The 14036-nt window shown below is 38.4% G+C and carries 15 protein-coding genes; 1 reads left to right on the forward strand and 14 read right to left on the reverse strand.

The window, feature by feature from the left end; translation table 11 throughout:
* Positions 1-20 precede the first annotated feature (20 nt).
* The 4 genes from MKZ30_RS09240 to MKZ30_RS09255 form a co-directional block, all read right to left on the reverse strand.
* Positions 21-935, reverse strand: a complete 915-nt coding sequence (locus tag MKZ30_RS09240) for a PhoH family protein (RefSeq protein ID WP_369810298.1) — start codon at positions 933-935, stop codon at positions 21-23.
* A gap of 242 nt (positions 936-1177) precedes the next feature.
* On the reverse strand, positions 1178-1627 hold the full coding sequence (locus tag MKZ30_RS09245; RefSeq protein ID WP_002356741.1) for a GatB/YqeY domain-containing protein: 450 nt from the start codon (positions 1625-1627) through the stop codon (positions 1178-1180).
* 25 nt (positions 1628-1652) lie between these two features.
* Entirely contained in the window at positions 1653-1829 is a 177-nt protein-coding gene (gene rpsU, locus MKZ30_RS09250) for a 30S ribosomal protein S21 (RefSeq protein ID WP_002356740.1), read from the reverse strand.
* A 165-nt stretch (positions 1830-1994) separates the two neighbouring features.
* Entirely contained in the window at positions 1995-2435 is a 441-nt protein-coding gene (locus tag MKZ30_RS09255; RefSeq protein WP_002387080.1) for a Fur family transcriptional regulator, read from the reverse strand.
* Positions 2436-2533: 98 nt separating this feature from the next.
* Between MKZ30_RS09255 and MKZ30_RS09260 the strand changes: the two genes are divergently transcribed.
* Positions 2534-3391, forward strand: a complete 858-nt coding sequence (locus MKZ30_RS09260) for a pyruvate, water dikinase regulatory protein (RefSeq protein ID WP_002382760.1) — start codon at positions 2534-2536, stop codon at positions 3389-3391.
* 42 nt (positions 3392-3433) lie between these two features.
* Here the strand turns inward: MKZ30_RS09260 and thrB are convergent, their stop codons facing one another.
* The 10 genes from thrB to guaC form a co-directional block, all read right to left on the reverse strand.
* On the reverse strand, positions 3434-4297 hold the full coding sequence (gene thrB / locus MKZ30_RS09265) for a homoserine kinase (protein WP_002356734.1): 864 nt from the start codon (positions 4295-4297) through the stop codon (positions 3434-3436).
* A complete protein-coding gene (gene thrC / locus MKZ30_RS09270; protein ID WP_002356733.1) occupies positions 4294-5349 on the reverse strand; it encodes a threonine synthase in 1056 nt (351 codons plus the stop codon). The genes thrB and thrC overlap by 4 nt, the downstream gene beginning before the upstream one ends.
* Positions 5350-5351: 2 nt before the next feature.
* The gene (locus tag MKZ30_RS09275; RefSeq protein ID WP_033600661.1) at positions 5352-6644 is read right to left on the reverse strand and encodes a homoserine dehydrogenase; all 1293 of its coding nucleotides are present in this window, start codon (positions 6642-6644) and stop codon (positions 5352-5354) included.
* A gap of 51 nt (positions 6645-6695) precedes the next feature.
* Positions 6696-7004 carry an ArsR/SmtB family transcription factor gene (locus tag MKZ30_RS09280; protein ID WP_002382758.1) on the reverse strand — a complete coding sequence of 103 codons (309 nt, stop codon included), beginning with the start codon at positions 7002-7004 and terminating at the stop codon, positions 6696-6698.
* Positions 7005-7120: 116 nt separating this feature from the next.
* Positions 7121-7903, reverse strand: a complete 783-nt coding sequence (proC, locus tag MKZ30_RS09285; protein WP_002382757.1) for a pyrroline-5-carboxylate reductase — start codon at positions 7901-7903, stop codon at positions 7121-7123.
* A 106-nt stretch (positions 7904-8009) separates the two neighbouring features.
* Positions 8010-9734 carry a phospho-sugar mutase gene (locus MKZ30_RS09290; RefSeq protein WP_033600662.1) on the reverse strand — a complete coding sequence of 575 codons (1725 nt, stop codon included), beginning with the start codon at positions 9732-9734 and terminating at the stop codon, positions 8010-8012.
* 120 nt (positions 9735-9854) lie between these two features.
* Entirely contained in the window at positions 9855-11306 is a 1452-nt protein-coding gene (locus MKZ30_RS09295) for an aminotransferase-like domain-containing protein (RefSeq protein WP_025194205.1), read from the reverse strand.
* Between the two features lie 134 nt (positions 11307-11440).
* On the reverse strand, positions 11441-12469 hold the full coding sequence (locus MKZ30_RS09300; protein ID WP_002382753.1) for a permease prefix domain 1-containing protein: 1029 nt from the start codon (positions 12467-12469) through the stop codon (positions 11441-11443).
* Positions 12466-12798 (reverse strand): PadR family transcriptional regulator, encoded by a 333-nt coding sequence (locus MKZ30_RS09305; RefSeq protein WP_002382752.1) that lies wholly within the window; start codon positions 12796-12798, stop codon positions 12466-12468. Before MKZ30_RS09305 ends, MKZ30_RS09300 begins: the two co-directional genes overlap by 4 nt.
* Before the next feature lie 161 nt (positions 12799-12959).
* Entirely contained in the window at positions 12960-13937 is a 978-nt protein-coding gene (guaC, locus tag MKZ30_RS09310; protein WP_002362677.1) for a GMP reductase, read from the reverse strand.
* Positions 13938-14036: the final 99 nt, after the last annotated feature.

The raw sequence follows: 14036 nt of genomic DNA on the forward strand, positions 1-14036 counted from the left end.
TTCACTCCTTCCCTAACTGCTTAGGAATGCTTTTGTTGTTCTTTTTCATAGGCTTGAATAATTTGTGCTACAACCGGATGACGCACAACGTCACTGGCTTCAAAATTTACAAAGGCAATTTTTTCAATGTCTTTTAACGTACGCTCGGCGTTAACTAAACCACTTGTTACACCACGTGGCAAGTCAATCTGACTAGTATCTCCATTAACAATCATTTTTGAACTAAACCCTAAACGAGTTAAAAACATTTTCATTTGGGCAACCGTGGTATTTTGTGCTTCATCTAGAATGACAAAAGCATCATCCAATGTACGACCACGCATATAAGCAAGCGGGGCAATTTCAATAACGCCGCGTTCCATTAAACGATTTGTATGATCCATACCAAAAATTTGATATAAGGCATCGTAAACTGGACGTAAATAAGGATCGACTTTTTCTTTTAAGTCACCTGGTAAAAAGCCCAAGCTTTCGCCAGCTTCCACCGCTGGACGAGTTAAAATAATTTTTTGTACTTCGCCTTTTTTCAAAGCTGCTACCGCCATCACCACGGCTAAAAAGGTTTTTCCTGTTCCCGCAGGTCCCACCCCGAAAATGACGTCATGAGTTTTAACTGCATCGATATATTTTTTTTGACCAACATTCTTAATTCGGATGGCCCGACCATGATGGTCCTTCATAATTTCTTCTTCATACATGGCAATAAACGCCTCTAAATTTCCAGCTTTGGCCATTTTTAAAGCAGAAACGACATCTGGCGTATGCACTTTGATGCCTCGTTGAATTAATGTTTGTAGCGCTCTTAACACGGAAGCGACTAACTCTACCTCTGATGATTCGCCAATTAACTGAATAACTTCGCCACGACTATTAATCGTTACGTGGGTATTCTCTTCTAAAAATTTGATATGTTTATCATGTGTTCCTAAAAGCATGTGTGCATCATCAGAATCAGTAAGTATTAATTCCAAAGATTTTGACTGATTATCTGTCAAAAAACGTCCATCTCCTTTATTATATAGTCCTTTACAATGATACCACATTCTTATCTGTTTAAAAAGAAGTCGTACCTGATTTGACTTTGAAAGTCAAAAAAGAGAAAACCGTAAAAAGCTACCGGTTTTCTCTTTACATAAAAAAACTAGGACAGTATACTGTCCTAGTTTCGATAACGCTCTTAGTTTTCTTGTAATAATTCTTTCACAATTGCGTTAACTTGGTTGCCATCGGCTTTGCCTTTGACTTTCGGCATCATAGCGCCCATCACTTTACCAAAATCTTTTGGTGAAGTGGCGCCAGTTTGCGTCATTACCTCTTGAACTAGTTGACGAATTTCTTCCTCTGTTAGTTGTTGAGGCATATATTTTTCAACAATTGCTATTTCAACTTTTACTTTTTCAACAAGATCGTCGCGTCCCGCCTTTTCAAACTCTGATAAAGAATCTTTTCTCTGTTTCATCTCACGAGACAATACAGTGAGTTCTTCTTCTCCGTTCAATTCACGGCCCGCTTTAATCTGATCATTTTGAATGGCAGTCTTTAACATACGAAGTACGGCTAAAGTTTCTTTGTCTTTAGCTTTCATCGCTGTTTTAATGTCGTCATTCAATGTGGTTAGCAATGACATACCACCAACTCCAATTCATTCAAAACTAGAATTTTTTACGTTTTCTAGCTGCTTCAGATTTTTTCTTACGCTTTACACTTGGTTTTTCGTAGAATTCACGTTTACGTGATTCTTGTAAAGTACCCGCTTTTGAAACGGAACGTTTGAAGCGACGAAGAGCATCATCAAGAGATTCGTTTTTACGAACGACTGTTTTTGACATGTTATTCCCTCCCTCCGAGCTTAAAAAGTAACCGTTTTTCTTATTTGTGGGAAAAACCCACAAATTAAAATACTGTCCTTGTTATATTATAGCTAAAGCATAAATAACCGTCAACCACTCTACTGATAAAATACGAAATTTTTGTTTGATTTTTCGTCTTATTCGCTATTTTTCGCAACAATCGGCACAACGACCAAGTATTTCAAAGCGATGTCCTTCAATTGAACAACCTTTTAACTGTTCTTCAAAAAAATTCATCGGACACATGTGAATTTCTTCCGTTTTGCCACAAACCGTACAAATAAAGTGATGATGATGTTCCACCTCTTGGCAACAACGGAAGCGAAACTTTTGCTCGCCATTTAATTCTGTTTTTTCTAGCAATTCTAAGCGCTCAAAGTCATGCAAGTTACGATAAACCGTATCATAACTGACTCCTTTAAAGGTTTCATTCATAAATTCATACACTTCACGTGCAGAAACATACCGATTTCGCTTAATCAAATAGCTCATCAGTAATTCTCGTTTTTTAGTATATTTTAATCCACTGGCTTTCATGGTTTCTAAGGCTTGTTCAATATTGGTTTTTACTGGTGCCATCGCCATTTCCTCCCTCACCAACCTAAATCAGAATCATTACGAAATAGATTCTGGACTTATGGTATAATAAAATTATTAAAAATGCAAGAAAGGACTTACCCTCTATGACTATTTCTGAAGAAAAAAAATGTGTGACGATTTTTGTCATCTCAGATTCTGCTGGCGAGACCGCTTCAAAATTGGCGGCTGCTTCAATGGCCCAGTACCCCACTGTTGATTTTACTTTGATTAGACGAACATTCGTTAAAGACGAAGATAAACTGGTGCAAGCGTTAGAAGATGCCAAAAAAGCAGAGGCCATGGTACTGCATACTATCATTAATGATCATCTCGTGGCGATTGCTAATCAATTTTTCAATGAGCATCAATTGTTCCATTTTGACATTTTGACACCACCTGTTGCGGAAATCGAACGATTAACAGGTGTCGCACCTATGCGGGAACCAGGTGCCTTACATCATCTGAATGAAAATTATTTTAAACGAATTGAAGCAATGGAATTTGCTGTCAAATATGACGATGGCAAGGACCCACGAGGCTTTTTAGAAGCGGATGTGTTACTTCTTGGTGTTTCCCGAACTTCTAAAACACCGCTAAGTCTCTTTTTAGCCAACAAGAACTTAAAAGTTGCTAATTTGCCACTAATTCCTGAAGCACATTTACCGAAACAATTATTCGAAATGGACCCTAAAAAAATTGTTGGTTTAACCAACGATCCCAATGTTTTAAACGGTATTCGTAAAGAACGAATGCGCGCATATGGATTGCCTGAAAATACTTCTTATTCAGATATTGAAAAAATTCGGCGAGAACTGGCTTTTGCTAATGATCTTTATCAAAAATTAGGTTGTATCGTTATTGATGTCGCTTCTCTTTCAATTGAAGAAACTGCCTCAATGATTCTTAATGCTTTGAACTTAGAAGATCATAGTTATTATTCCACGGAAACCTCCGAGGATTAAAAAAAACGAGAAAAAATCACTAGTGATTTTTTCTCGTTTTTTTTAAAAGACTTGAACGCCTTCTTGATCAATATTGAAAATTTGGATGCTCGCTTTGGTAGATAATTTCTCCAAGCTTTGAACAATTTCGTTGGTTCGTTCTTCTGGCGATAAGATTAGAACAGTAGGACCAGCACCGCTTAAGAAAGAGCCATAAGCACCTTTTTGCTGAGTTAAACGACGAATTTCTTTTAAGTGAGGAACCAATGAACGACGATACGTTTCATGCCATTTATCTTGTTCCATCATTTTGCCTGCTAAAGGTAAATCCCCGTTTAAAATTGCGGCAATCATTACATTGGCAATTGAGCTGGCCGCGACTGCTTCTTTATAAGCCAATTTTTCGGGCAAAACAGCACGACTTTTTTCGGTAAATAATGGTTCCTCTGGAATAAATGCAATGACATCACACATTGGAAAGTGATGTTTGACATGGTAGACTTGGTTTTCTACATGGCTAGCCACCACGAAATCTCCTAAAATAGCTGGGGCCACATTATCCGGATGTCCTTCCATCTCTGTGGCCAAACGGACCTTTTCTTTAGGGGACAAATTTAAATGTGCTAGTCGGTTAGCTAATTCAATTCCTGCTACAATCACACTTGAGCTACTGCCTAATCCTCTTGCAAGGGGAATGTCAGAAACCATCCGAATAACTTTTGGTGTTAATTCTGGTGCAATTTTCAATGCCGTTTGAATTAATAAATTCTCTTCATTAGTAGGAATCTCTTCTCCCAAAGTATGTTGAATTTCCCAAAATTCACTTTCACCTAAAACGTTGATTGTTAAATAAGCGGATAATGCAATGCCACATGAATCAAAGCCAGGTCCTAAGTTGGCACTAGTGGCAGGTACTCTTATTTTCATAGTGTTGCGACTCCTTTTCGTAAGTGCAGACGCATTTCTTCCACGTCACTCATTTTTGAAATAGCTACTTCTGTCTCCATTGCTGTATCAGGATCTTTCAGTCCGTTACCAGTAAAGACTGCCACGACGGTTTCACCTGCTTTGATTTTACCGCTTTTAACATGTTGAATAACTCCAGCTAATGAAGCAGCCGAACCAGGTTCAATGAAAACCCCATCTTGAGCAGCAATTTTTCGGTAAGCCGTTAAAATTTCTTGATCTGTCACGGCATCAATGAAACCACCCGATTCATCGCGTGCCTGTTCTGCTAGTTGCCAACTAGCAGGATTTCCAATCCGGATCGCTGTCGCCACGGTTTCAGGTTGCTCAATCACTTGGCCTTTCACGATCGCTGCGGCACCTTCTGCTTCAAAACCATGCATTCTTGGTAAAGTTGTTCCTTGTTTTTCATGCCATTCTTTAAAGCCTTTCCAGTAAGCGGAAATATTGCCGGCATTTCCAACTGGAATCGCTAAGACATCGGGCGCTTGACCTAATTGTTCACAAACTTCAAAAGCTGCTGTCTTTTGCCCTTCTAAGCGATAAGGATTCACTGAATTAACTAGCGCAACTGCCTCAGTTTTCGCAATCTCTCGCACCGCTTTTAATGCTTCATCAAAGTTACCTGGAATCGAAATAATGTCCGCCCCATACATAATAGCTTGCGCCAATTTTCCCAGTGCGATTTTTCCTTCTGGAATCACTACATACGCTTTAATGCCTGCTCTTGTGGCATACGCAGCAGCGGCGGCACTAGTATTTCCTGTAGAAGCACAAACAATCGCTTTGGCACCTTCTTCTACCGCTTTTGCTACAGCCATCACCATCCCGCGATCTTTGAATGAGCCAGTGGGATTTAAGCCTTCGTATTTTCCATATAATTGAATACCTAATTCTTTGGATAAATTAGGTAAAGGAATCAGTGGCGTATTTCCTTCGGCTAAAGAAATCATTGGTGTTTTTTCTGTTACGGGCAAATACGCTTGATACTGTTTTAACAAACCTTCATACATGTTTACTCATCTCCTATAACCTTCATTACATTCAATAACTGAAAGGCTTCCGTATTTTGAATAGCTGTCACAACTTGTTGCATTTGTGCTTTTGATATCTGGTGTGTAATGGCAACAATTCTTGCTCGCTGTCCATCTGATTTCTGTTGAACTAATTGATCAAAGCTGACTTCTGCTTTAGTCATTAATTGTGTCAACTGCAAAAATTGTCCTGGTGTATCTGGAACATCTAACGAAAAATAGTACTGCCCAAATACATTTTCGGAACGCGTCAATTGGGTTTTATGTTGATACGAATTGAACATATGGCCAGTCGTTGTCAAGCGAATGTTTTTAGCAATCGTAATTAAATCACTGACAACACTGGTTGCTGTCGGTTTAGCGCCAGCTCCTGGACCGTAATACATTGATTCGCCCACGCCTGCACTTTTTATAAATACTGCATTGTACTCATTACGAACAGATGCAATAGGATGCTTTTGATTGACTAGCATAGGCGCCACTTCCACCGAGATACTATTCTCATTTTGTTCAGCAGAGCCAATCAATTTGATTTCATACCCCAGTTGTTTAGCCATAGCGACATCATCTAAAGACAATCCGCGAATTCCACGAATATCAACTTGTGGTAATGAAACATTCATCCCAAAAGCAAATTGACTTAAAATAACCATTTTATAGGCTGCATCGATTCCATCGACATCATTTGTCGGATCCGCTTCAGCAAATCCCAGCGCTTGCGCTTCTGCTAAAGCTTCTTCATAACTTTTATCAGCAGAAACCATTTGCGTAAGCATATAATTCGTCGTACCGTTCACAATTCCTAAAACTTGTTGAATATTGTCTGCCGCTAAGCTATTAGCAATTGTTCTTAAAATAGGAATCCCGCCAGCAACACTTGCTTCGTAATATAAATCACAATGATGTTTTTGGGCTAACGCTACTAATTCACTCCCATGTTGCGCCAGTAAATCTTTATTGGCAGTCACAATATGTTTGCCCTTTTCTAAAGCTTTCATGATATAGGTTTTGGCTGGTTCAATGGTTCCCATTAATTCCACAACGATTTGAATCTCTTTATCTTCTAAAATATCATCAATTGAAGTTGTTAAAGACAGACCGTATTCTTCCGCTTGCGCTTGTTTCGTTTCAAGATTTCGGACAAATGCTTTTTCAATGACTACATTCATTCCTGTCACTTGTGAAATTTTCTCTTGATGTTCTTTCAAGAGAGTTAAAACGCCAGTGCCTACAGTCCCTAATCCTAGTAACCCGATCTTTAAGGTATCCTTCATTTTTACCTCCATCAACAGCGCTATTCTAGTTACGCTATTTTCTCCTACTTTTTATCGATGTTCAATATGCTCAAAGGTCTGATTTAAAATATCTATTACATGATGATCATCTAATGTATAAAAAATCGTTTTTCCTTCGCGACGTGCCTTGACAACCCGGCTATCTCTTAATAATTTTAGTTGATGAGAAACGGCGGACTGTTCCATTTCCAATTGTTCACTAATCGCCGTTACGTTATGCTCGCCTTCTTTTAAAAGTAGCAAAATTCTTAAACGTGTTGGATCACTTAATACTTTATATAATTGACTTACTTGTTTGATTTCTTCCATTTGTTTCATTATAGTCGCCTCACTTTGCACTCATTATAACACAGAGTTTTTTAAAATAAGAACTGCGATTGTTCTTTCCTACGAAAAATATGGCACAAAGAAAGTTGGAAAAATGACAAACTTGTCGATTTTCCAACTTTCTTCATCTATTCGTGGTTGGCTTGCTGAACTGCATCCATCACGGCATAACGGAAGCCATTTTTTTCTAGAGCTACAACACCGCGAATCGTACTTCCTCCTGGAGAAGTCACTTCATCTTTCAATGCTCCTGGATGTTTTTTCGTGTCTAAGGCTAAGGTCGCCGTTCCTTTTATCATTTGAGCGACAATTTCATAAGATAAGTCTCTTGGTAACCCTTCTAAGACTGCTGCATCTCCCAATGCTTCCATAAAGATATCAACAAAAGCTGGACTGCAACCAGCCACAGTACCAAAAGTTTCCAGTTGCGCTTCACGAATTTCTTTGACTAACCCTAAAGTAGCAAGAAGTTCCATTACCAGGTCCTTCGTTTGGCCTTCAATTGTTGGTGCCAAGGCTACGCCAATCACGCCTTGATTCACGCTAACTGGTGTATTAGGAATGGCATGAACAACTTTGGCTTCTTTATTGCCAAGGGCCATTTGTGCTTCTTGTATGGTATGACCTGTTGCAACAGAAACCAATAGACTTTCGTTGGAAAAATGAGGGGCTAATTCCTGAAGGACAGGTAACACGACCTTTGCTCCTGTCGCAATAAAAATAACCTTACATTCTTGGAAAAGTGCATAATCTGTGACAAGTTGAAAGCCCCACTCTTTTTGAAGTGCTTCTGCTGTTCCACTTGAGCCACCTTTCACATATAAATGTTCCTTCTTGACTGCCTCAGCTTTTAGTAACCCTTTAATCATGGCACCGCCCATACTGCCAGCACCGATAAAGCCAATTTTCATAGCATTCCCTCCTTAGTTAAATAAAGTGTTTGTGTCAAAAGTCAATTAGCTTTTGACACAAACACTAACATTCGTACTTTTTTCCGTACAGCCTGTTTCGTTTATTTTATTTTGTTAATTCATTAACGACTGCTTCAAACGCAGCAATTTTTTCAGAAGCTTCTGAACTACTTGTTGCTTTTGTCGCTAGATAGAATTTAATTTTTGGTTCTGTTCCTGATGGTCGGATAGCAATCCAACTGCCATCTTCTAAATGATATTTCAGCACATCAGAAGGAGGCGTTTGTAATTGTTCTGTTTGACCATCTGCAAAAGTGCGTGTTAATTCTTTAAAATCTTCCGTTTGAGTAACTTGAATCCCGGCAAACTCAGTTGGCGCTTGTTCACGACATTTTGCCATTAAAGCTTTGATTTTACCGCTGCCTTCAATTCCGCTCATTGTTACGGAAATAGTTTTTTCTTCAAAGTAACCAAATTCTTCAAAGATATCTTGTAAGCCATCGTATAATGTTTTTCCTTGTTTTTTATAGAAAGCCGCTACTTCTGCTAATAAAACTAACGCTTGAATTGCATCTTTATCACGAACAAAAGGTTTCACTAAGTAACCATAACTTTCTTCAAAACCAAACATAAACGTTTGACTGTGGTCTTCTTCGTATTGTTGAATTTTTTCAGCAATAAATTTGAAACCTGTTAAAACATTAAACATCTTCGTATTATATTTCTCAGCAATCGCTGTAGCAAGTTCACTAGAAACGATTGATTTTAGAACCGCAGCATTTTGAGGCAACGTGCCTGCTTGTTGATGGGCTTCTAAAATATAATGAATCATAATTGAACCTAATTGATTTCCTGTTAATACTTGGTAGTCTCCGTTTGGCATCCGCACAGCAGCACCTAAACGATCAGCATCTGGATCTGTTGCAATCAATAAATCAGCGCCTTCTTTTTCCCCTAAACGAATCGCGTATTCAAAAGCTGAATGTTCTTCAGGGTTTGGTGACTTAACTGTAGTAAAGTCAGGATCAGCAACGGCTTGCTCAGGTACTAAAACAAATTTTTCAAAACCGGCTTGTTTTAATGCCTTTTCTCCTAACATTTTCCCAGTTCCATGTAAGGGAGTGTAAACTAATTTTAATTCTTTACCCATTTCGTTAATTAATTCTTGATTAATCGTAACTGTTTTAATTTCTTTCAAATACGCATTATCGACTTCTTCACCAACAATGTTAATTAAACCGCTGTGGGCAACTTCTTCATCTGATAAGACATCAATTTTCAAAGGATTTTCGATACTACGAACATATTTAGTTAATGCATCTGCATCAGCTGGCGGCATTTGACCACCGTCTTCACCATAGACTTTGTAGCCATTATAGGCAGCTGGATTGTGAGAAGCCGTAATCATGATTCCCGCAAAAGCTTTAAAGTAGCGGACTGCAAAAGATAATTCTGGTGTTGGTCGTAAGCTTTCAAACACAAAAGAAGGAATGTCATGTTTAGCTAATGTTTTAGCTGCTTCCATTGCAAATTCTGGAGACATATGACGTGAATCATAGGCAATGGCTACACCGCGACGTTTTGTTTCAGGATTTTGCGTATCCATAAAACGTGCAAGCCCTTCTGTCGCTTGACGAACTGTAAAGATATTCATCCGATTAATACCGGCGCCTAAAATTCCACGCATCCCGGCAGTCCCAAATTCTAATGGTGCGTAAAATGCATCTTCACATTTTTCAGGATCTGTATTTAAGTCCTTTAATTCATTTTTTAAATTTTCTGGAATATTTTCTTCATTTAACCATTGTTGGTAAACTTGTTCCCAAGACATGGAAAACACCTCATTTGTTTTTTTGTTTTTACTTTTTAAGTATAGCATTGGATATTCGTTTAGAAAAGGGAAGTTGTAGCGTTTTCTCTCAGCAAATGATTTTTATAAGAAAAATCTTACTTACTGTTCTATTTTTGTTTGTCTATTTTCAGAAAGCTGTCGTGTAATCCGTACCATTCGCTCACAAAAAAGAGGCATTTCTTCTGGTGAAATTCTGGAACAATTCAAGCGAATACTTCCACGTTTTTCACTAAAAGCGACACTTGGTGCTACCAAAACACCTTCTCGTAAAAACACTTGCCAATCTTCTGGCTTAAGTGCCCCTTGACGCCAATGTGCCCATAAATAAAAGCCGCCCTTTACTGGCGAAACTTCCCATTCTGGCAACGATTTAAATACTTGATATACAGCTGTTGCTCGTTGTTCCACTTGTTTATTTAATAACGTAATTTTTTCAGAAAAAGAAGAATCTTCAATCGCCATTTTAGCGAGCATCTGCGGAAAAATACTCAACGAAACATCCATCATTTTTCTAGCTTCTGCAATTTGTTTCGTCACGGAGGCGGGCGCACTTAACCAACCAATTTTCGTGGTCGAACCTAAAATTTTTGACAACGAACCGATATACAAGACATTATCTGGATCTAATTTTTTTAAAGGAGGAATTTCTGTTTTCGGGATAAAACTTAACTGCCCAAAAACATCATCTTCTAAAATAGGAACTTGATACGTTTGACAGACTTTCACAAGCTGTTCTCTTTTTCTTAAAGGCATTACTGTCCCAGTGGGATTTTGAAAGGAAGGATTAACCATAACCATTTTGATGCGATGTTGTCGGATTGTTTGTTCTAGCGCTTCAAGATCAATCCCTTCCTCTGTCATGGGCACACCAAATAAGCGCACACCAGCAGCTTGGAAAATTGGTAAGGCATAGAAGAAAGATGGATCTTCTACGGCAACACTATCTCCTTGTCTCAATAAAACTTGTAAAACTAAAAAAAGTGCTTGTTGCGCACCTGAAGTAAGCAATAAACTTTCACTTGGTAAATGAAGCTGATATTCCGTTGCTGTAATGGCTTGGATTTCTTTTCTTAACGGCAAATAACCTAATTCATCTTGTGCTTCCTCTTTTAAAAATTGTTTCCAATTTAATGCTGGAAAATCGAAACTGGGAATTAAGTCTAACGGTAACTCACCTGTATACATATCTAAGTCAGTCGGCAAATTTTGTTTAGCACGTAACTCAATCTCTGCCACCAAGGGATGAACTTGTTTGAACACATTTTGTTCTAAATAACGATGCCAATCCGTTCGTGGCGTCATCATTACCCCCCATTTTCCTTCGTTGACGATCGTTCCACTCCCTCTTTTTCGCACAATCCAGCCTAAGTCCACCAGTTCATCTAATGCATGAACAACGGTTGAACGATTGACAGACAAGTATTCTGCCAGTTTACGTTCCGAAGGGATTTTTTCGCCTGGTAATAATTCGCCTGTTTGAATCTTTTGAACAATCATTTCCATAATACTGCGATAAATGGGAACATTTTGTTCTTTTTTAAGTTGCCACATAGCCATCACCTCAACAATTGGATGAGTTAAAAGTAATCCAGTTTAATGCTTTTGTCAATCGAAAATACAAGAAAAGTGGGACAGCCGTTTTGACGAATGTCCCACTTTTCTGTTTTACTATTAACAGGTTTGTCTCAATGTTTGTGTAAAAATGCTTGGATGGTGTTATAAAAGATTCCTGCGAACATAAAGATTAACCAACTAAACCGCCAATCCCCTAAAACAAAACTAATAAATAGATAGAGTGCAACAACTAAGGGCCAATAAACGGATGCAATAATTGCACCGACAGGATTTCCCACAGGTCCTTCCTCTGTTTTTGTTTGCTGAGGGGCATACTCAGGATGACCAACATGTTCTGAATAAAAATAAGTTTCATTCAACAATTTATTAAAACTTCCTTTAATTACTCCACCAAATATAAACAAGAAGACACCAACCGATACTAAAAAGAAGAGCCAACTAATCCCCATCGTTCCATTATAATATTGTCCGCCCATCATTTGATGCATGGAACGGCGCATCATCAGATGAAGGCCACTACTAAAGACAACAACTGGGATTAAACCCAAAATACAAAAAACGACGCCCGCTGCCATACAAAAAATAAATGATCGTTGAAAACTTTGTTCTCTTTGTGCAACTTCTTTTTTTAACTTAGTCGGAATCAATCGTTGCCCCAGTTGTTTATCCATTGCAACAAACCGATTACCAGCAACAATAAATAATGGAACGCCAATTGCCACACCTATGAAAAGACAAACTAAACCGAGACCGTTAGAAAGAACACCACGCATACCAACCAGCAAGCCAACACCCACCATGATTGCAACAACACCAAGACCAATTTGAATAGCACCTTTACGTTGGACAGCTAAATAGTCAAGTCCTTCCTCCACTGAAATTTCTGGCAAACCGTTCATTAAATCGTTTGTTTCATCCACTTGTTTATTTTCTAAATTCAATTCTTCCATTAATTCATCAATAGTACCAAATTCAGAAATAATTGTACCAATTGCTTCATTTTCCGATTTTCCTTGGCTGAGCAAATCTTCATAACGATCCTCAGCATTTGCTAATAAGTCCGCCTTTAATTGTTTTGTTTCAGATGTTTCAACAACGCCTGAAAATAAGCTATCAATAAATTCTTCTATAATTTTCATTTTCCCATCTCCTTTACAAATGCTTCGACGACGTCTTTTGTTACTTCCCATTCTAGTAACTTTTCCTCTAAATAACGCTCTCCTGCACGGGTTATTTGATAATAGGTCCGCTTTTTGCCATGCGTTACTTCTCCTGGAAATGATTCAATGTAGCCATTTTTCTCTAAACGTGTAAAAGCAGAATAAAGTGTCGTTTCTTTAATCGAATATTGTTCTTTAGAAATTTCACGAATGCGTTTAGAAATCGCATAACCATATGAAGCGCCGGATTGTAAGATTGAGAGAATAAAGGTATCGTTGTATCCTCGAATTGCATCACTACCAATCACATAAATTCCTCCCTCAAGTACTTCAACTATCGTACTACGTCTGTCGTTGTAATTATCTTAACACGATTACTACGATAGGTAAAGTAAAAAAAGCACGTAATGCAGAAATCATTTTAATTTCTGCACTACGTGCTGTCTTCTTTTCAGTCTATAGTTGAATCTTAAATGGTATCACCATTAAAAATAGAATTTTTTACAATCACATAATCAACTTTACGAATCGCTTCTAAATCGCGACCTCCCGCGTATGAAATGGAAGATTGTAAATCTTGTTGCATTTCGACTAAAGTATCTGCCAACTTCCCTTTATGGCGTAACCAGATTTTTTTCCCTTCAACGTTTTTCTTTTCGCCTTTTTGGAATTCAGAGGCGCTACCAAAGTATTCTTTGTAAACAACGCCATCTTCCACTTTTGTTTCACCTGGTGATTCTTCATGTCCAGCAAATAGTGAACCAATCATGACCATAGTTGCCCCAAAACGCACAGATTTTGCAATGTCTCCATGGGTCCGAATCCCACCATCTGCAATAATTGGTTTCCGAGCAGCTTTGGCACACCAACGTAAAGCCGCTAACTGCCAGCCACCTGTCCCAAAGCCAGTCTTAATTTTAGTAATACAAACTTTTCCTGGTCCAATCCCCACTTTGGTGGCATCGGCTCCAGCGTTTTCTAATTCGCGAACGGCTTCTGGTGTTCCAACATTGCCCGCAATAACGAACGTTTCTGGTAAAAATTTTTTTAAGTGTTGAATCATATTAATCACCGCATTTGAATGACCATGGGCGATATCAATTGTCACGTAGTCAGGAACTAAACCTTCTCGGGCTAACGTTTCAACAAAAGCGTATTCCCCTTCTTTCACGCCCACACTAATTGACGTGATCAAGCCCTTTTGTTGCATTTTTTTAATAAATGGCACTCGCGCCTCTTCATCAAACCGATGCATGATATAAAAATAACCATTTTCAGCAAGGGTTTCCGCAATCGTTTCATCAATAATTGTTTGCATGTTCGCTGGAACGACAGGCATTTTAAACGAATGTTTTCCTAAAGTTACTGTAGTATCACATTCAGAACGACTATTCACGATACATTTATTGGGAATTAATTGGACATCTTCATAATCAAAAACTTTCATACTTACTGCCTCCTAGTTATTTACAAGAATAACGTAAAAACCGAACATTCGGTCGTTTAACGTTCGTGTTTACAAACACCATTGTTAATTTACACTATT

This window comes from Enterococcus sp. LX10, assembly GCF_023539285.1.
Classification (GTDB): Bacteria; Bacillota; Bacilli; order Lactobacillales; family Enterococcaceae; genus Enterococcus; species Enterococcus faecalis.

Bases quoted from the DNA above. Each gene is read 5' to 3' on its own strand.
- MKZ30_RS09275 (WP_033600661.1), bottom strand. From the start codon at position 6,644: ATGAAGGATACCTTAAAGATCGGGTTACTAGGATTAGGGACTGTAGGC.
- MKZ30_RS09290 (WP_033600662.1), bottom strand. From the start codon at position 9,734: ATGTCTTGGGAACAAGTTTACCAACAATGGTTAAATGAAGAAAATATT.
- MKZ30_RS09300 (WP_002382753.1), bottom strand. From the start codon at position 12,469: ATGAAAATTATAGAAGAATTTATTGATAGCTTATTTTCAGGCGTTGTT.
- MKZ30_RS09260 (WP_002382760.1), top strand. From the start codon at position 2,534: ATGACTATTTCTGAAGAAAAAAAATGTGTGACGATTTTTGTCATCTCA.
- proC (WP_002382757.1), bottom strand. From the start codon at position 7,903: ATGAAAATTGGCTTTATCGGTGCTGGCAGTATGGGCGGTGCCATGATT.
- MKZ30_RS09255 (WP_002387080.1), bottom strand. From the start codon at position 2,435: ATGGCGATGGCACCAGTAAAAACCAATATTGAACAAGCCTTAGAAACC.
- MKZ30_RS09245 (WP_002356741.1), bottom strand. From the start codon at position 1,627: ATGTCATTGCTAACCACATTGAATGACGACATTAAAACAGCGATGAAA.
- thrB (WP_002356734.1), bottom strand. From the start codon at position 4,297: ATGAAAATAAGAGTACCTGCCACTAGTGCCAACTTAGGACCTGGCTTT.
- thrC (WP_002356733.1), bottom strand. From the start codon at position 5,349: ATGTATGAAGGTTTGTTAAAACAGTATCAAGCGTATTTGCCCGTAACA.
- rpsU (WP_002356740.1), bottom strand. From the start codon at position 1,829: ATGTCAAAAACAGTCGTTCGTAAAAACGAATCTCTTGATGATGCTCTT.
- MKZ30_RS09240 (WP_369810298.1), bottom strand. From the start codon at position 935: ATGCTTTTAGGAACACATGATAAACATATCAAATTTTTAGAAGAGAAT.
- MKZ30_RS09295 (WP_025194205.1), bottom strand. From the start codon at position 11,306: ATGTGGCAACTTAAAAAAGAACAAAATGTTCCCATTTATCGCAGTATT.
- guaC (WP_002362677.1), bottom strand. From the start codon at position 13,937: ATGAAAGTTTTTGATTATGAAGATGTCCAATTAATTCCCAATAAATGT.